At 67.7% G+C, this 21,012-nt stretch carries 17 protein-coding genes and 1 pseudogene; 9 read left to right on the top strand and 9 right to left on the bottom strand.

Annotation, left to right across the window (positions count from 1 at the left end):
• Positions 1-70 precede the first annotated feature (70 nt).
• A complete protein-coding gene (locus ACOFKW_RS04620) occupies positions 71-301 on the top strand; it encodes a hypothetical protein (RefSeq protein WP_419816176.1) in 231 nt (76 codons plus the stop codon).
• A 37-nt stretch (positions 302-338) separates the two neighbouring features.
• Positions 339-1,100, top strand: coding sequence for a precorrin-2 dehydrogenase/sirohydrochlorin ferrochelatase family protein (locus tag ACOFKW_RS04615; RefSeq protein WP_419816175.1), 762 nt, complete (start codon positions 339-341; stop codon positions 1,098-1,100).
• Positions 1,101-1,102: 2 nt separating this feature from the next.
• Here the strand turns inward: ACOFKW_RS04615 and ppc are convergent, their stop codons facing one another.
• The 9 genes from ppc to ACOFKW_RS04570 form a co-directional block, all read right to left on the bottom strand.
• Positions 1,103-3,787 (bottom strand): phosphoenolpyruvate carboxylase, encoded by a 2,685-nt coding sequence (ppc, locus tag ACOFKW_RS04610; protein ID WP_419816174.1) that lies wholly within the window; start codon positions 3,785-3,787, stop codon positions 1,103-1,105.
• A 29-nt stretch (positions 3,788-3,816) separates the two neighbouring features.
• The gene (gene radC / locus ACOFKW_RS04605; RefSeq protein ID WP_419816173.1) at positions 3,817-4,458 is read right to left on the bottom strand and encodes a RadC family protein; all 642 of its coding nucleotides are present in this window, start codon (positions 4,456-4,458) and stop codon (positions 3,817-3,819) included.
• A gap of 29 nt (positions 4,459-4,487) precedes the next feature.
• Positions 4,488-5,324, bottom strand: a complete 837-nt coding sequence (map, locus tag ACOFKW_RS04600; protein ID WP_419816172.1) for a type I methionyl aminopeptidase — start codon at positions 5,322-5,324, stop codon at positions 4,488-4,490.
• 37 nt (positions 5,325-5,361) lie between these two features.
• Positions 5,362-6,981 (bottom strand): sensor histidine kinase, encoded by a 1,620-nt coding sequence (locus ACOFKW_RS04595; protein ID WP_419816171.1) that lies wholly within the window; start codon positions 6,979-6,981, stop codon positions 5,362-5,364.
• Positions 6,981-8,480: an ATPase domain-containing protein gene (locus ACOFKW_RS04590; RefSeq protein ID WP_419816170.1), complete on the bottom strand. Its 1,500-nt coding sequence runs from the start codon at positions 8,478-8,480 to the stop codon at positions 6,981-6,983. The genes ACOFKW_RS04595 and ACOFKW_RS04590 overlap by 1 nt, the downstream gene beginning before the upstream one ends.
• The gene (locus tag ACOFKW_RS04585) at positions 8,480-9,115 is read right to left on the bottom strand and encodes a response regulator transcription factor (RefSeq protein WP_419816169.1); all 636 of its coding nucleotides are present in this window, start codon (positions 9,113-9,115) and stop codon (positions 8,480-8,482) included. The genes ACOFKW_RS04590 and ACOFKW_RS04585 overlap by 1 nt, the downstream gene beginning before the upstream one ends.
• A gap of 965 nt (positions 9,116-10,080) precedes the next feature.
• A complete protein-coding gene (locus ACOFKW_RS04580; protein ID WP_419816168.1) occupies positions 10,081-10,752 on the bottom strand; it encodes a peroxiredoxin-like family protein in 672 nt (223 codons plus the stop codon).
• On the bottom strand, positions 10,752-11,600 hold the full coding sequence (locus tag ACOFKW_RS04575) for a TauD/TfdA dioxygenase family protein (RefSeq protein WP_419816167.1): 849 nt from the start codon (positions 11,598-11,600) through the stop codon (positions 10,752-10,754). Before ACOFKW_RS04575 ends, ACOFKW_RS04580 begins: the two co-directional genes overlap by 1 nt.
• 98 nt (positions 11,601-11,698) lie before the next feature.
• A complete protein-coding gene (locus ACOFKW_RS04570) occupies positions 11,699-12,535 on the bottom strand; it encodes a LysR substrate-binding domain-containing protein (protein WP_419816166.1) in 837 nt (278 codons plus the stop codon).
• A gap of 278 nt (positions 12,536-12,813) precedes the next feature.
• Here ACOFKW_RS04570 and ACOFKW_RS04565 point away from each other — a divergent pair, with 278 nt between their 5' ends.
• From ACOFKW_RS04565 to ACOFKW_RS04535, 7 genes and pseudogenes are all read left to right on the top strand, one after another.
• Complete coding sequence (locus tag ACOFKW_RS04565) at positions 12,814-13,587, top strand: ABC transporter permease (RefSeq protein ID WP_419816165.1); 774 nt, start codon at positions 12,814-12,816, stop codon at positions 13,585-13,587.
• A 5-nt stretch (positions 13,588-13,592) separates the two neighbouring features.
• Entirely contained in the window at positions 13,593-14,393 is an 801-nt protein-coding gene (locus tag ACOFKW_RS04560; protein ID WP_419816164.1) for an ABC transporter ATP-binding protein, read from the top strand.
• Positions 14,390-14,827 (top strand): annotated as a pseudogene (locus ACOFKW_RS04555) (cysteine dioxygenase); the annotation flags it as partial. The gene ACOFKW_RS04560 and the pseudogene ACOFKW_RS04555, both read left to right, overlap by 4 nt.
• 150 nt (positions 14,828-14,977) lie before the next feature.
• Entirely contained in the window at positions 14,978-16,213 is a 1,236-nt protein-coding gene (locus ACOFKW_RS04550; protein ID WP_419816866.1) for a rhodanese-like domain-containing protein, read from the top strand.
• 17 nt (positions 16,214-16,230) lie between these two features.
• Complete coding sequence (locus ACOFKW_RS04545) at positions 16,231-17,319, top strand: LLM class flavin-dependent oxidoreductase (protein ID WP_419816163.1); 1,089 nt, start codon at positions 16,231-16,233, stop codon at positions 17,317-17,319.
• A 29-nt stretch (positions 17,320-17,348) separates the two neighbouring features.
• Positions 17,349-18,245 carry an ABC transporter substrate-binding protein gene (locus ACOFKW_RS04540; RefSeq protein ID WP_419816865.1) on the top strand — a complete coding sequence of 299 codons (897 nt, stop codon included), beginning with the start codon at positions 17,349-17,351 and terminating at the stop codon, positions 18,243-18,245.
• A 147-nt stretch (positions 18,246-18,392) separates the two neighbouring features.
• Positions 18,393-20,957, top strand: a complete 2,565-nt coding sequence (locus tag ACOFKW_RS04535; RefSeq protein WP_419816162.1) for a TonB-dependent receptor plug domain-containing protein — start codon at positions 18,393-18,395, stop codon at positions 20,955-20,957.
• The last annotated feature ends 55 nt before the right edge of the window (positions 20,958-21,012 follow it).

Below are 21,012 nucleotides of genomic sequence, written 5' to 3'. Positions count from 1 at the left end.
CGCTTTGTCGTGTAATGGTCACGGAACACCGCATGATTTCATGTGTTTAACGATCTGAAGGAGCTCGGCAATGAACGCGGCGCTGATCGTGATGGCAATTCTGGGATGCGGCGACGGTGGCGATCAGTGCCAGACCGTTCGTACTGAGCAAACCAGCTTTACGAGCGTCGCCGAATGCAATGCTGCTGCGGGCCAGACGCTGGTTCGCTATTCGGGCCTGACCTACCCGGTGATCGCTGTCCGCTGCCAGAAGAACGATGGCCCGATGATGGTCGCGGCGGCGAGCACGCCACAAGGCTGAGGCTTGGTTTGGCGCGGCGCTTCCTTCACAAGGGCGCGTGGATAGCCTTCCTGTTTTCATCAAGATCGCTGGTCGACCCGTGCTGCTCGTCGGTGAGGGCGAGGCGGCGGATGCCAAGGCACGGCTGATCGAGGCGGCAGGTGGTGTCGTGGTGCGGGAGTCCGCGCCCGACGTCAGGATTGCTTTTGTCGCGCTCGATGATGCGGGCGAAGCAGCGGCGGCGGCAGTGCGGCTCAAGGCGGCGGGACTGCTGGTCAATGTCGTCGACCGGCCGGCGCTGTGCGATTTCACCATTCCCGCCATCGTCGACCGATCCCCGGTGCTCGTTGCCATAGGCACCGGCGGCGCCTCGGCGAGCCTGTCGAAAGCCTTGCGGGAGCGGCTGGAAGCGCTGCTGCCGGAACGCCTGGGGGCGCTGGCGACGGCAATCTTTGCGTCACGCATCGCAGTAGCCCAGCGGCATCCGACCATCGAAGCGCGACGGCGATTCTGGGACGCTGCGTTGGCGCCCGGCGGCAGGCTCGATCCGCTTGGAGGCGGCGAGCCGGTCGTCGATCTCGATGACAAGGTCGGTGCCGCCGACACCCTGACCGAGATCGTGCTCACTTCGCTGGATGCCGACGACCTGACGCTGCGCCAGCTGCGCGCGCTGAACCAGGCCGACGTCCTGTTCTACGGACCCGGCGTCCCGGCCGGCATCATCGACCGGGCCCGCCGCGATGCGGAGCGCCGGGAGTTCGAAGTGGTGCCAGAGCCGCTACCGCCGAGGCGCGTCGTGATCGTGACGATGGCGGGCTGACTTCACCCCGAGTTGCGCAGACCTGCCGCAATGCCGTTGATGCTCAGGTGGATGCCCTCGGCAATGCGCTCGTCGGTGTCGCCGGCGCGGCGGCGACGGATGAGTTCGACCTGCAGTTCGTTGAGCGGGTCGATATAGGGCAGGCGCATCCGCACCGATTGCTGCAGCCCCGGCTGGCGGTCGAGCAGATCGGCCTGTTCGGTCAGTTCCAGCAGGATGTCGCGTGTCGCCGTCCAGCCGCCTTCGATCCGCGCGAACACCGCATCGCGCAGCGCCGCATCGGGCACCAGCGCGGCATAGCCTGCCGCGACGCGCATATTCGACTTGGCCAGCACCATCTCCAGGTTGGACAACGTCGCTCCGAGGAACGGCCAGGCGGCGACCATCTCGCGCAGCAGGCCGCGATCCTCGAACCCGGCGAGCGCCGTGCCCGCGCCATACCAGCCCGGCAGCATGATCCGCGCCTGTGCCCAGCTGAACACCCAGGGGATGGCGCGCAGATCCTCGATCCGGTCCGACTTGGTCCGCGAGGCAGGGCGCGAGCCGATCTTGAGCTCGGCGATCTCGGTTATCGGAGTGGCGGCGCGGAAGAAGGTGTTGAAGCCGGGGGTCTCGTACACCAACGCGCGATAGTCCTGGAACGCCGCCGCGCTGATCGTTCGCATCGCAGCACGAAAGCGGGTCAGGTCGCTCTCGGATACCGCGGTCGGCGCCAGGCTGGTCAGCACGGTGGCGGCGGTCATCGTTTCGAGGCTCGCCTCGGCAGCAGCGGGCGTGCCGTATTTGGAGGCGATGACCTCGCCCTGCTCGGTGATGCGGATGCGGCCGTGGACGGTGCCCGGTGGTTGCGCGAGGATCGCGTCGAACGCCGGGCCACCGCCGCGTCCGACCGCACCGCCGCGACCGTGGAACAGCTGCAGCGCGATGCCCGCCTCGTTAAACACGTCACGAACCGCCAGCGCGCCCTCGTGCAGCGACCAGTTAGAGGTCAGGTAGCCGCCGTCCTTGTTCGAGTCGGAATAGCCGACCATCACCTCCTGATAGCCGCGCGCCCGGGCCAGCGCCGCCGCCTTAGGCCGGTCGAGGAACGCCGTCATCACCGCGGGCGCAGCTTGCAGGTCCTCGATGGTCTCGAACAGCGGCACCGACATGATCGGGCAGATCGGCACCTCGCCGGGTTCATACAGGCCGACTTCCTTGAGCAGCAGATAGACTTCGAGGAGGTTGGCGACGCCGTTGGCCTTGGAGATGATGTAGGTGCGGATGCACTCCGGCCCGTATTGCGCGTGCGCTGTGGCAGCGGCGCGGACGATCGCCATCTCCTTGAGCGTCTCGTCGGAGTAGGTGGCGAACGGCACGAACAACAGGCGCGGCTGGGCCAGTTCGCGACCGAGCAGTTCGACCCGGGCCTCCTCGTCGAGCGTGGCGTAATCTTCGCAGACTCCCGCGACGCGCAGCAGTTCAGTGACGACGCGAGCATGGACGTCGGCGTTCTGGCGAAGGTCGAGCGTTGCCAGGTGGAAGCCAAAGCTGCGCACTGCGTCGCACAGCCGGGCCAGCCGGCCTTCCGCGACCACCGCCGCATCATTGGCGCGCAGCGAAGCGGCGACGGTGTCGAGGTCGGCGATCAACTCGCTGGCACGGGCATAGGGCGTCGCCGGCAGCCGGCCACCGAGCGGCGCAACTTGGCCGGTCAGCGCGCGAAAGCTCTCGGCGGTGCGGGCATACAATCCGCTCAGCGCGCGGCGGTAGGGCTCGTCGGCGCGCGACAGGACGTTGTCGCCCGAGGCGTCGGCCAGCGCCGCCAGCTCGGGCGTGACCTCCGCCAGCGTCGCCGAGATCGAAAGCTCGGCGCCCAACGCATTGAGCTCGGTCAGGTAATGGCCGATCGCCACGGCGGCGCCCTTGGCCAGTGCGGCCGCCAGAGTACCGGCATCGACATTGGGATTGCCGTCGCGGTCGCCGCCGATCCAGTTGCCCGGCCGCAGGAACGGCGGCAGCTTTCCGCCCAGCAGCTTTTCCCAGCGCGCGTGCAGCACCGGCAGCACCGGCACGACATTGGCGCCAAGATAGCCCATCGCACCGTCGATCTCGTCGCCGACCACCGGCCGCACGGCGCGTAACGGGCGCGTCTGCCACAACAGCGTGATCTGGCGGATCAGCTCGCCCTCGGTGTCGGGATCGCACCAGCCGGTCGAACAGGCGGACAGCAGCGCGCCGATCGCGGCCTCGCGGTCGATCATGCTCTTGCGCCGCACCTCGGTCGGATGGGCGGTCAGTACCGGGGCGATCAACGCCTGCTCCAGCAGGGCGCGGACCTCAGACTTGTCGATGCCGCTTTTCGCCAGGGTTTCGAGCGCCCCTGCCAGTGTCGCCTCGCGTCGCGCGCCGGGCGTCGCGCTGCGATCCTCCGCAAGGTTGGCGAGCAGCGAGAATAGCAGGAAACCGCGCACGAAGCGCAGCGTGTCGCCAAGGTCGAGGGCGGCCAGCCGGGCAGTCAGCGCCGAACGCTCGCCCTCGCCGTCGCTGCGGTGGGCCGCGACCGAAGCCTTGCGAACCCCTTCGATGGCGTCGAACACCGCCTGCCCCTCGGTCGAGCGGATGACGTCGCCGAGCAATCGCCCCAAGTACTTCACGTCTTCCCGATCGGTCGCTTCGCTTACGCGGTCGGTCGCTTCGCTGGCCATTGATTCACTCGCTCTGCTGCGCTGCAACACTACAGCAATCCGAGCGCCCGGAAACTGGCATGCCCGCTTTTCCCGATCACCACGTGATCGTGGACGGTCAGCCCCAGCGGCTTGCCGGCCTCGACGATCGCCTTGGTCATCTGGATATCGTCGCGGCTGGGCGACGGATCGCCGCTTGGATGGTTGTGGACCAGCACCAGCCCGGAGGCGCCGAGCTCCAGGGCGCGCTTGACGATCTCGCGTGGATAGACCGGCGCGGCGTTGACCGTGCCGGTGCCCATCGCCTCGTCGCGGATCATGACGTTGCGGTTGTTGAGGAAGATAACACGAAATTCCTCGGTCATCCGGTGCGCCATGCTGGCGTGGAGGTAATCGGTCAGCGCCTGCCAGCCCGACAATACCGGTCGGTCGATCGCAGCGGTCCGCAGCGCACGCAACGCCGTAGCCTCGATGAACTTGAGCGCGGCGGCAGCATTGTCGGTCAGCCCCTCGACTCGCTTCAACTCGACCGGCGAGGCCGCAAGCAAGGCGGAAAAGCTGCCGAATTCGGCCATCAGGCGCTTGGCGAGCGGCTTGGTGTCCTTGCGCGGAATCGCCAGGCCAAGGACGTACTCGACCAGCTCGTAATCGAGGAAAGCGTCACCGCCGCCCTCCAGCATGCGCTGCCGCATGCGGTCGCGGTGGCCCGCCCCGTCGTCCGTCAAGTAAGTGCGTAGGGCGGGTGGCTCAGTCCGGCTGGCGACAGGGTGAAGACTTCGCAGCCGTCCTCGGTGATGCCGATCGAATGCTCGAACTGCGCCGACAGCGAGCGGTCGCGGGTCACCGCGGTCCAGCCGTCGTCGAGCATCTTCACCTTGAAGCCGCCGAGGTTGATCATCGGCTCGATGGTGAAGATCATCCCCGGCTTGAGCATTTCGCCGGCGCGCGGACGGCCGACATGGACGATGTTGGGGGCATCGTGAAAGACGCGGCCGAGGCCGTGCCCGCAGAAATCGCGGACGACCGAGCAACGCTGCGCCTCGGCGTAGCTCTGGATCGCATAGCCGATGTCACCCAGCGTGTTGCCCGGCTTGGCCGCCATGACGCCGCGCTTCAGGCATTCCCAGGTGATGTCGACCAGCCGTCGCGCCTTCAGCGGCACGTCGCCGACCAGGTACATGCGGCTGGTATCGCCGTGCCAGCCATCGACGATCACCGTCACGTCGATGTTGACGATATCGCCTTCCTTCAGGCGCTTGGGCCCTGGAATGCCGTGGCAGACGACGTGGTTGATGCTGATGCAGGAGGAGTAGCTGTAGCCCCGGTAAAAGACCGTTGCCGGGATCGCACCCCTGGCGAGCACGAAGTCGAGGACGAGCGTGTCGAGGTCGGCGGTAACGGCTTCGGGGATGACATGCGGGACCAGCATGTCGAGCACCTCGGCGGCCAGTCGCCCGGCCTTGCGCATCCCCTCGAACGCCTCGGGGCCGTGCAGCTTGATGGTGGCGGAACGCTCCTCGGCGTCGGCGAGGGCTTCATAGGAGGCGACGGTGGTCATCGTGACGATGTATGCCCGCCGACGCGGGCGTGCAAGTTCAGCCGCACGGCACGGTGAAGCCGAAGATCGTGCCGCGCGGCTCCGCAGGCTGTGACCAGATGTGGCCGCCATGCGCCTCGACGATGGTCCGGCTGATCGACAGGCCGATGCCCATGCCGCCCGTCTTGGTCGTGTTGAACGGATCGAACAGCTGCGCGGCGACGTCCGGTGCGACGCCGGAACCGGTGTCGCGAACGCTGATCTCGCACAGGTCGCCGGGTAACAACCGGGTGGCGACGGTGAGCCGCCGCACCGGCTCGCCGGCCATGGCTTCCAGTGCGTTGCGGATCAGGTTGATCAGGACCTGCTGGATCTGGACGCGATCGACGTAGATCTCGGTGACCGCGGCGTCGAGTTCGACCCCCTGTGCGGTGGCGGCCCAGTGCCCGCGCTCCATTGCCAGGACAAGCGCCTCGCGGATCAAGTCGGCGACGGGTTCCGAACGCCGGCCCGGGCTGCCGCCGCCGCCGACCAGTTCGCGGGCCCGCCGGACGATCTCGCCGGCCCGGACGGCGGACTGGTCGGCGGCACGCAGGGCGTCGATAACCGGCGAGATAGCCGAGCCGTTTTCCAGCAGGCGCCGGCTGCCGCGCACATAGCTGGTGATCGCGGTAAGCGGCTGGTTGAGCTCGTGCGCCAGGATCGAGGCCATCGCCCCCATCGCGCTCAGCCGCGACACCTCGGCCAGTTCGAGCTGGACCTGTTCGAGCCGGACGCTGGCGGCCTTGTGTTCGTCGACATCCTCCAGCGTCCCGTACCAGCGCCGCACCCGGTCGTCGGCGGTGCGGCTGGGTGCGGCGCGCGAGCGGTACCAGACATAGCCGCCGCCCAGCGAGGGCATGCGAAAGACGCTATCGAACGTCGTCACGCCCGCGACTGCCATTCGCCACGCCGTGGACGCCGTCTCCCGATCGTCGGGGTGCACCGAATTCAGCCAGCCTTCGCCGAGCAGGTCGGCGGTGGCCACGCCGCTGCGCTCCGCCAGCCGCTCGCCGATCCACAGCACCTTGCCCTTCGCATCGGCTCGCCACGGAATCTGGGCGCTAAGCTCGATGGTCAGCCGGTACAATTCCTCGCTGTTGCGCAGGCGGGTCCGGGTCTTCTCCTTGGCTGCCATCGCCTTGGTCAGTTCCGTGGTGCGCGCCAGGACCCGGGCTTCCAGCGTTATCGCGAGTTCGCGGACCTGCGCTTCGGCTTCCTCGCGCGCCACGAGATAGGCCTGGGCGCGGCGCTGGCGAACGCGGGCCCGCAGGGCGACGCGCGCCGCACTGGCCAGCGCATTCGGGCTTAGGGGTCGCTCCAGCACGGTGACGTTGCCGAGCAACTCGGTGACACCCGTCATCGACCAGCCGCCGACGCTGCGGCGGGTGAGCAGCAGGAACGGGCAGTCGGACCAGGGTGGCTGGGCCGCCAGCGCCTGCCGCAGCACAGCGAGATCGAAGCCGGCGATGGCTTCGTCGGCGACGATCGCGGCGCCGAGGTCACCGGCCCAGACGGCGTCGACGATCTCGCCCGCATCGGCGACGTGCCCGACGATGCCGGATGCGGCGAGCTGGTCGCGGATGACCTCCGCGTCCCGGCCACTCGGGGCCAGGATCAGCAGCCTGTCGGACGTCATCAGGCGCGGCGGGCGACTAGCAGGGGGTCTGCCCCCGTATAGACCGGACGGCTGGAGACGACGCGGGTGAAGCCGCTGAGCCTCGGCCCGACGCGAACGCCCAATGCGTCGAAATACAGCTCGCGAATGCCGGCTTCGTGACTGCCGGTGCGCTTCTTGACGACAGACAATGCCCGTCGCATGTCGCCGCCCGCCTCGAAATAGCGAAGCAGCAGCACCGTGTCGGCAAGGTAGGTCATGTCGAACGGCGGCTCCAGTGCGCCAACGGTCCCGGCCTGCGACAGCACCAGCAGGGTCAGCACGCCCTTCAGGTTCAGATAGGTCAGCAGCTCATGCATGTGGAGCAGCAGATAGGTTTCGTCGCGCAGGGCGTATTGGTAGCCGATCAGCGAGTCGAGGACGACCAGGCAGCAGCCGGCACTGACGTGGCGGCGGATCATGTCCGAGATCTCGCCTGCCGAGGTTTCCGCCGGGTCGACATGGACGAAGCTCAGCCGGCCGCTGTCGAGATGATCGGCGATCCCGAAGCCGAGCCCGGTGGCGCGGAGCTGGAAATTGCGCCGTGTCTCCTCGAAGCTGACGATCAATGCCGGTTCGCCGCGTTCCAGGGCCTCCCAGACGAACTGTAGCGCCAGCGTCGACTTGCCCGACCCCGAGGCGCCCTGGAATAGCGTCGTGGTGCCGGCATCGAGGCCGCCGCCGACCAGGCTGTCGAGTTCGGCACAGCCGCTGCGGCAGATCCGGCGCTCCGCGGGCATGTCGTCGTGTCCGGCAGTGATCAGGCGCGGAAAGATGCACAGCCCGCCCGCGTGGATGACGAAATCGTGATAGCCGCCCTGGAAGGCCCGGCCGCGCATCTTGAAGACGCGGATGCGGCGCCGCTCTGCCCCGTAATCCATCGCGACCTGTTCGAGGCGCAGGACGCCGTGGGCGATGCTGTGCAGGGTCAGCTCGTCCTCGCGCACCGTCAGGTCGTCGAGCAGCAGGGCGGTGCAGCCGTGCTGGTGGAAGAAATGCTTGAGCGCCAGCACCTGGCGACGATAGCGCAGCGCACCCTGGGCGAGCAGGCGCACCTCCGATAGGCTGTCGAGCACCACCAGCGTCGGCTTGGCAGCAACGACCGCGGCCATGACCGAACCGACGGTCTCGCCGAGCTCGAGGTCGGAGGCGTTCATCACCGACTGGTAGTTTTCGGTATCGAGGCTCAGTTCGGGCGGCACGCATTCGAACAGCTCGATGCCGGTCAGGTCGAGGCCGTGGGTCCTGGCGACCTGCCGCAACTCGCGCGGGCTTTCGGAAATGGTGATGAACAGGCATTTCTCGCCGCGGGCCTGGCCGGCGATGAGGAATTGCAGCGCCAGCGTGGTCTTGCCGGAACCGGGCTGGCCTTCGAGGAGGTGGCAGCGGTTGCGGGCATAGCCGCCGGTCAGGATGTCATCGAGGCTGGCCAGCCCGGTGGTAACGATATCACCGTCCTGCGTCGCGTTGCCGTCGTACATCACGCCGCCAGGTGGGACTGGGCGCTGTCGCCAAGGTCGATCCTGCCCTCGAAGGCGATCCGGAGAGCGTCGGCAAAGGTTCGGACACCCAGCCTGTTCATCATGCTGGCGCGGTGCATCTCGACGGTGCGGATGCTGATCCCCAGGTCATAAGCCAGTACCTTGTTCGCCCGGCCCGAGATCAGCCCGACCAGCACGAGGCGCTCCCGGTCGGTGAGCGAGGCCAGCAATGCCGCTGCTTCGGCCTGGCGATCGTGATCCCGCAGGCGATCGGCCTGCGAAGCGAAGACCCTTGCCAGGATGTCGATCAGGACACTCTCCTCGAACGGTTTTTCCAGGAAATCGATGGCTCCGGCCTTCATCGCCCTTACCGCGATCGCAACGTCGCCGTGCCCGGTCATGACGATCACCGGCAATTTCGAGCGAAAGCCGGCAAGTGCGGCGATGACCTCGAAACCGTCCATTCCCGGCATGCGCAGATCGAGCATCACGCAGCCAGGGTCGAGCCGCCCAACGCTGGCGATGAACTCCTGCCCGGCGCCGAACGGATGGACCGTGAAGCCGGCGGCGCGAAGGAAGAACGCGAGCGAGGTCCGGACCGCACTGTCGTCGTCGACCAGATAAACCTTGTTCATGCGTATGTCTTTCCGGCTCGGCCGGGATAATGATCGGACCGCGATCCCAGTCCCGGCAACGAATTGACCCAGAGACAGATACGAGCGCTCAAACAAATCGATCGCAATGATTGACAAATAGTTAACGTCCGTGATGGTAGAGTCCACATCTGTCCCTAACCCTCCACTTGGAACATTAGAGACACCCTTGGCGCAGTTGGTCAAGCGGTGCTGTAACGAAGCCAACGACTAGTTACACCAACGATGCGCTCGAAATATCGTGACTTGAGTGAAACAATAATGGTGATCGCGGGTTGTACTCAGGCTGCCTAGGCAGCTCACAAGTAACTGGTGCTTAGTGGAGTAGGTATGCGTACGGAGAGAGGCCGCCAAGACGACGTTACGGCTGCGTTCTTTTCAGATTTCGTTAAAGCATCTGGACGAGCGGTCAGCAACTTGCCCGCCATCCGGGCAAGCAGCACTGGCCCGGTGCTTGCACAGCAGCCAGCGATCGTGGCCAGCCGGCTCCAGCAACTCGTACTTGCGAAGCGGTCGCCGGACTTGTCACGTCCTGGCCGGGACCATCCAGATACACTCCGACCGACGATACGAACGACCGACGCGCCGATGTCGTGTCGTACAGGTGGCTTCTACGACTTCGACGCCGCCATTGGATCGGTCCCCACGATACCGGGACCAGCATCGCTCGACCTCGCCGCACGCGGCCGGTCCTCGTTCCAGCAGTTCGATGTCTCGCACACGACGAAACCCCGCGGCGGTGCCGCCGGGGCGGTCCGCGAGCATGTGGCGGCTGGCGACCAGGGCAAATCCGCGACCGGGAAAGGCATGGCCGGCATTCATCAGCCGGCCGGAGCGAGCCAGCGCCAAGGTCCAAATGGCGGCGTCATTTTCAATCGGCCCATGTTGCCGGCAGTTCAGTGACAGGGTGAGCGAGTGGAGCCGGGGCGCCGCTCGCTCACGCATCGTCAGGCGGCGGCGGCCAGGCGAACTTCGCCCAACGCTTCCAGGATCACCTGCGATTCTGTCCTGACCAGCCAGTCTGGGCTGACGTCGACGAAGCGCACGGTGCGATCCTGGTCGACGACCACCACCGTCGGCTGCGGCAGTTCCCAGCTGTCGGTACCCGTCAACTCGCCGAGCCAGGGCTCGCCCGGCACGATCTCGGGCAAGGTCGCGGCATCGGGCACGAAATTGATGCCGAACCGGCGACCCAGCGCATAGCCGGGGTCGGAAGCGACCGTGAAGCCGAGGTCGTGGCGCTGCCGGATGTCGCGCAGCGGTCCGGGCAGCTGCGGGCTGATCGCCACCAGCCGCACGCCGCGCGCCGCCAGCGTCGGCCACAGCGTCCGCTGATAATAGGGCAGCGCCAAATTGCACGCCGGGCAGCCGGCAAAGCGGAAGAACACCAGCACCGCCGGGCCATTCGCGACCAGCGCGTCGAGGGTGATCGTGCCACCCTCGACGTCGAGCAGTTCGAACGGCTCGACCCGGTCGCCGGCCTTGATCACCGCGTCAGGATCGAATGCGGCGACCAGCGCGGCGCGTTGATCGATGTTCCGCTGCAGCTTGACCGGGTCCATCGTCCGCACCCGCTCGGCATGCAGCGCGGCGAACTGCTCGTTGAGGCTTTCGCTCATCAAGCTGCCTTTCGGACGCGGTGGGGAACATCGTCGCTGGCGATCAGCACGCGCTCCATGACGCGCGGATAGTCGCCATAATCCCGCACCGCATAATGGACGCCGGCGCGGTTGTCCCAGAACGCCACCGAGTTCTTGGCCCAGCGGAAGCGGGCATGATATTCCGGCTTCTTGATCTCGTCGTAGACGCGGGCGAGCAGCGCCTTGCTGTCCTCGGGCGCCAGATCGACGATCCGCGGCTTGAGGCTGAAGTTGACCCACAGGATGTCCTCGCCGGTTTCGGGATGGGTCCGGATCAGCGGATGGGCGACCAGCGGATAGATCTCGCCGGCCTTGGCCAGTGCATCCTGGAAGTCGTGGATGACATAGGCGTCGTCGATGGCGGCGCGTAGGTCGTCCGGCAGGCCGCGCAGGATGGCACCGCCATCGGCCCAGATCGTGTCGCCACCGGTCTCGGGAATGTCGACGGCGCGCAGCACGGCGCCCAGCGACGGGTTCAGGCGCCAGCTGGTGTCGGTGTGCCAATGGTTGCCGCGGTCGGCGTATTTCTTGAAGTCCTCGCTGGCGATCGGCTGAATGATGCGGTGCGACTGCAGCCCGCCCGACGGATGGGCGTAAAGCTCGCCGAAGTTGCGGGCGAACGCCAGTTGCTGGTCGCGGTCGATGGCCTGGTCGCGGAAGAACAGCACCTTGTGCTTGAGCAGCAGCGCGTAGAGTTCCTCGCGCGTCGCCTTGTCGAGCGGCTGGCCGAGGTCGATGCCGCCGATCTCGGCGCCGATGGTCGGGCCATAGGGCCGGACCTCCAGGCCGGTGCCGGTCGTCGGTCGATCGAGGGTCTGGGTGGTCATGTGACTCGCTCCTCTGGTTGGGTGCGAGCAGGCTAGAAACGCGGCGTCCGGGAGGATAACGAGTTATTCTCGTCGCTGGCTTGAGCCACGCTCAAGCGTCAAAGGTCGCGGACGACCTCGGAGGCGAGCTGCGCCAGCCGTGCCGTCGCGGGGGCCAGCGCCGGTGCGGTTTCGATGATGCAGGCGACGTGCGGCAACGCCGGCAGCGCATCGCCGTCGATCACCGCGAGGTCGTGCAGGAACAACGGCGTCCGGCAGGTCAGGCCCAGCCCGGCCTGCACCGCGGCGCGCAGCGTCGACAAATTGGGCGTCTCCACCGCGATCCGGTAGCGCCGGCCGACCGCGTCGAGGCTCTGGACGGCAGCCTCGCGGAACCGGCACGGCTTTTCCAGCACCGCGAGCGGCACCACCGGCAGGTCGGCGAGCGCGATGTCGCCGTACCAGGTCATCGGCGCCGTGCGGATCGCGCCGGGATCGTCCGCGGCGGCAAACCCGAGCAGGATGTCGAGCTGCTTGCGCTCGACCATCGTCTGGAGTTCGGCGGTTCCCGCGACGCGCGCGAAGATCTGGGACTCGGGGTGCAGGCTGGCAAAGCGCGACAATAGCCCGGTCAGCAGCGTCTCGGCAAAATCCTGGACCATGCCGACGCGCACCGGCCCGGCGAACTGCCCGGCGCTGACCGCCGCCAGCGCCTCGTCGTGCAGGGCGAGGACACGACGGGCGTAGTCGAGCAACACATCGCCGGGCGGGGTAAGCGCGAGCCGCCGGCCCTCGCGGCCGAACAGCGGCTGCTGGACCAGTTCCTCCAGCCGCTTGATCTGCAGGCTGAGCGCCGACTGGGTCAGGAACACCTGTTCGGCAGCGTTCTGCATCGATCCCGAATCGATGATCGCGACGAAGCTTCGCAGTAGCGTGGTGGGTAGATTGACGGGCAAGATCACTGCTCCCACGGCCCCAGCGCCGCCGCGTGAATACAAAGCCTATCATATCGATAGGAGATCGAACCACGGCTTTATCTTGTCGGCGGCAAAGACATTGTTGCCGCGGTTGCTATGATCATAACCTGTCGATATTCCTCAATTATGTCCGTGGGTTGGCCGGAACCAGATCGGGTTATTAGCAACGCTCATGAATCGGCGGCCAGAACTCCATTGAACGAAAAGTCGGGCTGGCGAGACTGGCGGCAGTGGCAATCCAGCCGCTGGAGACGGACATGGCTGCCTTCCTTCCTCGCCTCGCCCGCGCCCGCTGGCTGTCGCCGCTGCTGCTGTTGCTGCTGTGGGAACTCGGCTCGCGGACCGGCGTGATTCCGGCGCGGACACTGGCAGCGCCGTCGTCGGTGCTGTGGACGCTGGTCCAGATGATCGCCTCTGGCGAGCTGCCGTCGAACCTTGCCGTGTCGTTCGTCCGCGTCGCGACCGGGCTGGTCATCGGCGTCAGCACCGGCGTCGTGCTGGCGCTGCTCGCCGGCCTATCCCGTCCCGGCGAAACCGCCGTCGATGCGCCGGTGCAGATGCTCCGCACGCTGCCGGTACTGGCACTGTCGCCGCTGTTCATCGTCTGGTTCGGCATCGGCGAGACGCCGAAGATCGCCCTGATCGCTTTCGGCTCGCTGTTCCCGGTGTACCTCAACCTCTACAATGGCATCCGCGGCGTCGACGTGCGCCTCGTCGATGCGGCACGCAGCTTCGGCCTCAGCCGGCTTGAACTGCTGTTCCACGTCATCCTGCCCGCCGCGCTGCCGTCGCTGCTGGTCGGCCTGCGCTATGCCCTGTCGGTTTCCGTGCTGATCCTGGTCGTCGCCGAGCAGATCAATGCTTCGGCCGGGCTTGGCTACCTCATCAACAACGCCCGCGACTTCATGCGCACCGACATTATCGTGGTATGCCTGATCGTCTACGCCGGCCTCGGCCTCGCCGCCGACTGGCTGGTCCGCAGCCTCGAATCACGCGCGCTCGCATGGCGCCCGGCACTCCTGAAAGGTTGAGAGACATGGCGACATTGCTCGACTTCCCCCGCGGCGGCCTGGCGCCCGACAGCAAGCTGCAGCCGCGCCCGCCCGCACCGGTGGTCCGCCTGCGCGGCTTCACCCGCAGCTTCGGGGCGAACGTCATCATCGACGGCCTCGACCTCGACATCGCGCCCGGTGAGTTCGTCGCGCTGCTCGGTCGCTCGGGCAGCGGCAAGACGACATTGCTGCGCACCCTCGCCGGCCTCGACGAGATCGCCGGGCAGGACGTGACGGTGCCGAGGTCGCGCGCCGTGGTCTTCCAGGATGCGCGGCTGCTGCCGTGGAAGCGGGTCTGGAAGAACGTCGCGCTCGGCCTGCACGGCGCCGGGGTGCGCGAACGCGCCGAGGCGGCGCTCCACGAGGTCGGGCTCGGCCACCGGCTGGACGCTTGGCCGCTGACCCTGTCGGGTGGCGAGGCGCAGCGCACCGCGCTTGCCCGGGCGCTGGTGCGCGAGCCCGAGCTGCTGCTCCTCGACGAGCCGTTCGCCGCGGTCGATGCGCTGACCCGGATCAAGATGCATGCCCTCGTCCTGTCGCTGTGGCGCACCCACCGGCCTGCGGTGATGCTGGTGACGCACGATGTCGACGAGGCGATCCTGCTGGCCGACCGGGTGCTCGTGCTCGACCGCGGGCGGATCGCTGCCGAGGAGCGCATCGACGGCGAGCGGCCGCGGGTCGGCGCCGATCACCACGCCTTGCGAGCCCGCCTGCTGCACCATCTGGGCGTCGGGGCCGCGCCTGCCCCCGTTTTCAACCAGGCCCGGGCGGTGGCTGCGGAATGAACGCCGTCACATCCTTCATCGCGGTCGACAGCCCGCCCCGGCTCGGCGAGTTCGTCGACGCCTTCTCGCGCCTGCTCGACGCGACCGGCGACGAGGCGGCGATTCTGTCGGGCGGTGCGGCGCTGCTGGAGCAGCTGGTCGCCCATGACGACTGGCTGCCCGACGCGTTCGCCGCCCCCGACCCGGCGCGCTACCGCCAGTATCTGCTGCATCTCGACCCGGCCCGGCGCTTCTCGGTCGTCAGCTTCGTCTGGGGTCCGGGGCAGGCGACGCCGATCCACGATCACCGCATCTGGGGCCTCGTCGGCGTGCTGCGCGGGGCGGAGCGCAACCAGGCCTATGTGCGCGGCGAAAAGGGCGGACTCGAGCCGCTCGGGTCCCCCGAGCTGCTAGGTCCCGGCGCGGTCGCCGCGGTGTCCCCGGCGATCGGCGACATTCACAGCGTCGCCAACGCCTATGACGATCGCGCCTCGATCAGCATCCATGTCTATGGCGGCGATATCGGCAGCATCGAGCGCGCCACCTACGATGCCGGCGGGCGGCCCAAGCGCTTCGTCTCGGGCTATGCCAACCGCCCGGGCGGCCTGCCGGGCGTCACCGCGTCCGAAATCCGCGCCGCGCTGCTCGCCCGTCACGAGGTCGCGCTGATCGACCTGCGCGACGAGGCGGCGTTCGCCACCGGCCACCCGCTGTTCGCCGCGCAATTGCCGCCGGAGCGGATCGCCATCGAGGCGCCGGCCCGGCTGCCGCGTCGCGACGTGCCGATCACGCTCTACGACGATGGCGACGGGCGGGTCGTCGAGGCAGCCGCAACACTGGCCGGGCTCGGCTATACCGACGTGCGATCGCTGCTCGGCGGCCTGCAGGGCTGGCGCGACGCCGGTTACGAGCTGTTCGAGGACGTCAACAGCTATAGCAAGGCGTTCGGCGAACTGGTCGAGGCGAGGCGGCACACGCCGCTGCTGCCGGCCGAGGAACTGCGCGCCCTGATCGACGAGCGAGCCGACATCGCCGTGCTCGATGCCCGGCGTTTCGACGAATACCGGACGATGAGCATCCCCGGCGGCATCAGCGTCCCCGGCGCCGAGCTGGTGCTGCGCGCCGCCGAGGTCGCGCCCGATCCCGACACGCTGATCGTGGTCAATTGCGCGGGCCGGACGCGGAGCATCGTCGGCGCCCAGTCGCTGATCAACGCCGGAGTGCCGAACAGGGTCGTGGCGCTGTGCAACGGCACGATCGGCTGGGCGCTCGCCGGTGATACGCTGGCGACGGGCCAGCTGGTCGAGGCCCCCGATGTCGCTGGCGAGGCCGTGGTGGTCGCCCGCCGCAGGGCGCGGGCCGTCGCCGACCGTGCCGGTGTCGAGCGCCTCGACTCGGACGGCCTGGCGCAACTCGTCGCCGATCCGCTGCGCACCCTCTACCGCTTCGACGTCCGCACTCCGGGTGAGTATGCGGGCGGCCATATCCCGGGCTTTCGCAGCGCGCCCGGCGGCCAGCTGGTGCAGGAGACCGACCAGTTCGCACCGGTCCGCGGCGGCCGCATCGTGCTCGCCGACGATCTCGGAGTGCGCGCCGACATGACCGCCTCGTGGCTGGCGCAGCTCGGCTGGGAGGTCTTCGTGCTCGACGGCGGCTTCGATGGACCGCTCGAGGCCCTCGATCCCCACGCCTTGCCGCCACGCCCGGCAGCCGGCCGCTACCGCCGGCCCTATGAGGGCACCGACAACCCGCGCGAGGCCATGCAGGCCTATCTCGAATGGGAATACGGACTCGTCGCCCAACTGGCGCGCGACGGCACCCACCACTTCAACGTCATCTGAACCCGAGGAGCATCGCCATGCCTGTCAATTTCATCGGCTATATCGGCTTCGTCGACACTTCCGAGATCCACGCCGCGGTGCGCGAGCGCGCCATCGACCGCGACTATGTCGAGGCGGCGGCCAAGGCGCAGGAGGCCGGCGGCTTCGACCGCGTGCTGATCCCGTTCGGCTCGACCTCGCCGGAAAGCCTGATCGTCGCCGCGCATGCCGCGGCGCATACCTCGCGGCTCGGCTTCCTGATCGCGCATCGTCCCGGCTTCACGGCGCCGACGATTGCGGCGCGGCAACTGGCGACGCTCGATGCGCTCAGCGGCGGGCGCATGGCGGTGCACATCATCACCGGCGGCGCCGATGAGGAAATGGCGCGCGACGGCGACGAGTCGACCAAGAGCGTGCGCTACGCCCGCACCGACGACTATCTGACCGTGCTGCGGCAGGAGTGGACCGCGGCCCAGCCGTTCGATCACGACGGTCCCTTCTACCGCGTCCGGCAGGGTTTCAGCGCGATCAAGCCGACCAACCTGCCGGTGTTCTTCGGCGGCTCCTCCGACGAGGCGATCGAGGTCTCCGGACGCCACGCCGATGTCTACGCCCTGTGGGGCGAGACCCAGGCGCAGGTCCGCGAGGTCGTCGCCCGGGTGCGCCACGCCGCCCTGCGCCACAACCGCCGGCCCGGCTTCTCGCTGTCGCTGCGGCCGGTCGTCGCCGACACCGAGGAAGCCGCCTGGAAAAAGGCCGGCGAGATCGTCGAGCGCGTCCGCGATCTGCGCGCCACCGCCGGCGTGCGGACCGAAGGCCATGCCCCCGTCAACGCCGGGTCGCAGCGCCTGCTCGACACCGCCGCCCAGGGCTACCGCGTCGACAAATGCCTGTGGACCGGACTCGCCGCGGTCGGTGGCGCCCAGGGCAATTCGACTGGGCTGGTCGGTACGCCCGACCAGGTTGCCGACGCCATGCTCGACTATTACGACCTTGGCATCGACCATTTCCTGATCCGCGGTTTCGAGCCGCTGGCCGACTCGATCGTCTATGGCCGCGAGCTGCTGCCGCGGGTCCGGGCGCTGGTCGCGGCGCGCGATGTACAGCCGAACGCGGCGGTCGCGTGAAATCCTGGCTGGCCGCCGCGGCCGCACTCATGCTGGCGGCCTGCGGTGGCAGCCGGGGTGGCGACCAGACCGTCCTCAACGTCGGCAGCCAGAAGGGCGGCACCAAGTCCTTCATGCTGGCCAGCGGCGTCCTCGACGGGGCGCCGTACAAGGTCTCCTGGTCCGAGTTCCCGGCGGCACAGCATTTGCTGGAGGCGATCGGCAGCGGCGCCGTCGATGTCGGCCTGACCGGCGACGCGCCGTTCCAGTTCGCCTATCAAAGCGGCAGCCCGATCCGCGCCGTCGCTGCCCAGCGTGCGCCGGTTAGGCCGAGCGAGGCACTGGCCATCCTGGTGCCGCGCGGCTCTCCGGCGCACAGCCTTGCCGACCTGCGCGGCAAGACGGTGGCGACGACGCGCGGCTCGGTCGGGCATTATCTGGTGCTGCAGGCACTGGAGGGTGCGAAACTGCCGCCGGACGCGATCCGGCTGGTCTTCCTCGCGCCCGGCGATGCCAAGGCGGCATTCAGTTCGGGGTCGATCGACGCCTGGGCGACCTGGACGCCGTATTTGACCGCGGCGCTGCACGAAGGCGCGCGGGTGATCGTCGATGCCCAGGCCTTCCCGGTCGCCTATGGCTTCGACGTGGCGAACGAGAGCGCCATCGCCGGCAAGCGCGCGCAGCTCGACGATTTCCTCAAGCGCGAGGCCAAGGGACTTGCCTGGGCGCGGGCCCACCCGGCCGAGTACGCCGTGGTGCTGGCGCGCGAGACCGGGCTGCCCGCCGATATCGCCCGCACCGTGGCGGAGAAAAGCCAGCGCCAGCGCGCGGTCCTCGACGACGCGGTGGTCACGGCACAGCGCGACGTCGCCGCGCGCTTCGAACGCGCCGGCGCCCTGAAGACTAGTCGCGATATCGGCAAGGGTTACGATCAATCTTTCAAGTAATTCCCGTTATGAATGAGTGTTATTCTCTGTTCTCATGATCAAAACTCATATATGTGGCCAATCTTCCGATTTGCGAAAGAATAACTACCTCGTACTTGTCGCGGTGATTGCCTAGTTCTCGGCCTCGGAATATCAAGAGGCAGACGAGTGACTAGAAGGCGGATCAAGGTCCTGGCCGTATTACTCGGCAGCACGGCTGCCACGCCCGGAGTATCGGCAGCACAGGACCTGAATACTGCGACGCCCGCGCCGGTACAATTGGCGGCAGCGGCAGCGGCGGACGACGGCGGTGACACCATCATCGTTACCGGCGTCCGCGGCAGCAAGGTGCGGACCGTCGCCTCCAGTCCGGTGCCGATCGACGTGATCGCGCCCGAGCAGTTGCAGGCGACCGGTCGCACCGGGCTCAAGGAGATCCTCGGCAATCTCATCCCGTCGCTGACGGTCCCGGCGCTCGGCGGTGGCGGCACCTCGGCCAGCGTCCGCCCGATCTCAATCCGTGGCCTCAGCGGTGACTATCTGCTCGTCCTGGTCAACGGCAAGCGACGGCACACCACGGCGCTGATCAATAACTTGTCGCGGGTCTCGGGCGGCAGCACGCCGGTCGACATCGACCTGATCCCGACCAACGCCGTCGGCCGCATCGAGGTGCTGCGCGACGGCGCCGCGGCTCAATACGGATCGGACGCGATCTCGGGCGTGCTCAACCTCATCCTCGACAGCGCGCCGGAGGGCGGGCAGCTCACCTCGACGATCGGCAGCACCTACAGCAAGGGCGGCGCGCTGTTCCAGCAGACCCTCGGCTATGGCACGCGGCTGGGCGACGACGGCGGCTTCGCGCGCTTTTCGGTCGAGGCCAAATATCATGACCGCGCCGACTCTTCGGCGCTGCCGATCGCGCGTGTCTTTCCGGCGCTCGACGGCCAGGCCGGTGGCCCTGCCGACCCGCGCGAAGGCTCCGTCGATCACCTGATCGCTGGGGGCTATGGACGCTCCAACCGCGATATCATCGTCAACAGCGCCTATAATGCCGAGCTGCCGGTCGGCGCGGTGACGCTCTACAGCTTCTCGACGCTCAGCTACCGCAACATCAAGGACGCGCGCGGCGCCTCGGTCGGGTCGAACAGCACCAACGGCCTGACGCTCAACAACCCGACCGGGATCGCCGCGCTGCCGGAAATCTATCCCGCCGGCTTCCAGGCCTATCGCCGCATCCGCGAGACCGACTTCCAGCTCCAGGCCGGCGGACGCTTCGCAGCGCTGGGCTTCGACTTCGATCTGTCGAGCAGCTTTGCCCGCGACGAAGTCTGGCTCGGCGCGGAGAACACGCTCAATCCGTCGCTCGGGCCGTCCAGCAAGACCGACTTCTTCATGGGCAAGCAATATTCGAGCCTGTGGGTCAACAACCTCGACGCCAGCCGCAGCTTCGATGTCGGCTTCGCCGAGCCGCTGCAACTGTCGCTCGGCGTCGAGCACCGCTGGGAGAAATTCCGCAACCAGGAAGGCGAGCCCGACAGCTACCGCGACGGCGGCTATGTCATCCCCGTAGGCACGACGCCGTTCCAGCTCGCCTATGGCGGCAAGTCGCCGTCGCCGGGCCTGGTGTCCTTCACCGGCACCTCGCCGGCCGACGCCAACTCGCTGACTCGCAACAACGTCGCGGCGTACGTCGACCTGGGTACCAGCATCGTCAGGAACTGGTACGTCGGGATCGCCGGGCGTTTCGAGCATTACGACGACAGCGCCGGCAACACCTTCAGCGCCAAGATCTCCAGCCGCGTCGAGCTGTTGCCCGGCCTCGCCATCCGGGGGGGTGCCAACACCGGCTTCCGCGCCCCCTCGCTGGCCCAGAGCGGTTTCTCGACGACGCAGAACACCGTCACCGTCATCGGGCAGGAGCGCGTCTCGACGACATCCAAGTTCCTGCCCGTCGACAGTGCCGCTGCCGTCGCGCTCGGCGCCACGCCGCTCAAGCCCGAAAAGTCGCTGAGCTTCACCGGCGGTATCACCTACGAGCACAGTGGATTCCGGCTGACGGTCGACGCCTATCAGATCCGCGTCGACGACCGGGTCGTGAAGACCGAGTTCCTCGGCACCTCGAACAATGGCGGCGGCGCGATCAAGTCGATCCTGCTCGCCAATGGCGTCGCCGGCGTCGACAGCGCGCAGTTCTTCACCAATGCCATCGACACCCGGACGCGCGGGATCGACGTCGTCGGCGAATACACGCTCCGCACCGACGCCATCGGCACCTTCCGCGCCACCGCCGCCTACAGCATCAACCGCACCAAAATCCTCAGCATCAAGGACAATCCGGCCCAGTTGAGCAGCCTGAACGTCGTGCTGTTCGGTCGCCAGGCGCAATATGACCTGCGCTTCTCGACCCCCCGCGACAAGCTGGTGTTCGGCACCGAATGGAGCCTGTCCCGGGTTCGCGTCAACGCCCGCGCCACCCGCTACGGCCGCTATCTGGAGGCCGGCACCGCCGCCGTCGGCGACCGCAGCTTCGGTGCGAAGTGGATCGCCGACCTCGACGTCGGCGTCGATCTCAGCGACCGTCTGACGCTGGCGGTCGGGGCCAACAATTTGTTCGACGCCTACCCCCAGCAGAACGGCATCGTCGCCGCCGACGGCTCCGGCCAGTACGGCAACTTCGCCCCCTTCGGCCTCAGCGGCGGCTTCTACTACGCCCGTGTCGCAGCGCGATTCTGAGCTGGGGCAGTCTGCGCGTTAGCGTACGGAGTCATTCTGGAATTGCGCTATAACG

It is taken from the genome of Glacieibacterium sp. (assembly GCF_965200405.1).
Classification (GTDB): domain Bacteria; phylum Pseudomonadota; class Alphaproteobacteria; order Sphingomonadales; family Sphingomonadaceae; genus Glacieibacterium.
Note: the sequence above shows the minus strand (reverse complement) of the source record. Positions and strands in the feature narration are given on the sequence as shown.

Bases quoted from the DNA above. Each gene is read 5' to 3' on its own strand.
- ACOFKW_RS04620 (WP_419816176.1), top strand. From the start codon at position 71: ATGAACGCGGCGCTGATCGTGATGGCAATTCTGGGATGCGGCGACGGT.
- ppc (WP_419816174.1), bottom strand. From the start codon at position 3,787: ATGGCCAGCGAAGCGACCGACCGCGTAAGCGAAGCGACCGATCGGGAA.
- radC (WP_419816173.1), bottom strand. From the start codon at position 4,458: ATGCGGCAGCGCATGCTGGAGGGCGGCGGTGACGCTTTCCTCGATTAC.
- map (WP_419816172.1), bottom strand. From the start codon at position 5,324: ATGACCACCGTCGCCTCCTATGAAGCCCTCGCCGACGCCGAGGAGCGT.
- ACOFKW_RS04595 (WP_419816171.1), bottom strand. From the start codon at position 6,981: ATGACGTCCGACAGGCTGCTGATCCTGGCCCCGAGTGGCCGGGACGCG.
- ACOFKW_RS04590 (WP_419816170.1), bottom strand. From the start codon at position 8,480: ATGTACGACGGCAACGCGACGCAGGACGGTGATATCGTTACCACCGGG.
- ACOFKW_RS04585 (WP_419816169.1), bottom strand. From the start codon at position 9,115: ATGAACAAGGTTTATCTGGTCGACGACGACAGTGCGGTCCGGACCTCG.
- ACOFKW_RS04580 (WP_419816168.1), bottom strand. From the start codon at position 10,752: ATGAGCGAAAGCCTCAACGAGCAGTTCGCCGCGCTGCATGCCGAGCGG.
- ACOFKW_RS04575 (WP_419816167.1), bottom strand. From the start codon at position 11,600: ATGACCACCCAGACCCTCGATCGACCGACGACCGGCACCGGCCTGGAG.
- ACOFKW_RS04565 (WP_419816165.1), top strand. From the start codon at position 12,814: ATGGCTGCCTTCCTTCCTCGCCTCGCCCGCGCCCGCTGGCTGTCGCCG.
- ACOFKW_RS04560 (WP_419816164.1), top strand. From the start codon at position 13,593: ATGGCGACATTGCTCGACTTCCCCCGCGGCGGCCTGGCGCCCGACAGC.
- ACOFKW_RS04545 (WP_419816163.1), top strand. From the start codon at position 16,231: ATGCCTGTCAATTTCATCGGCTATATCGGCTTCGTCGACACTTCCGAG.
- ACOFKW_RS04540 (WP_419816865.1), top strand. From the start codon at position 17,349: ATGCTGGCGGCCTGCGGTGGCAGCCGGGGTGGCGACCAGACCGTCCTC.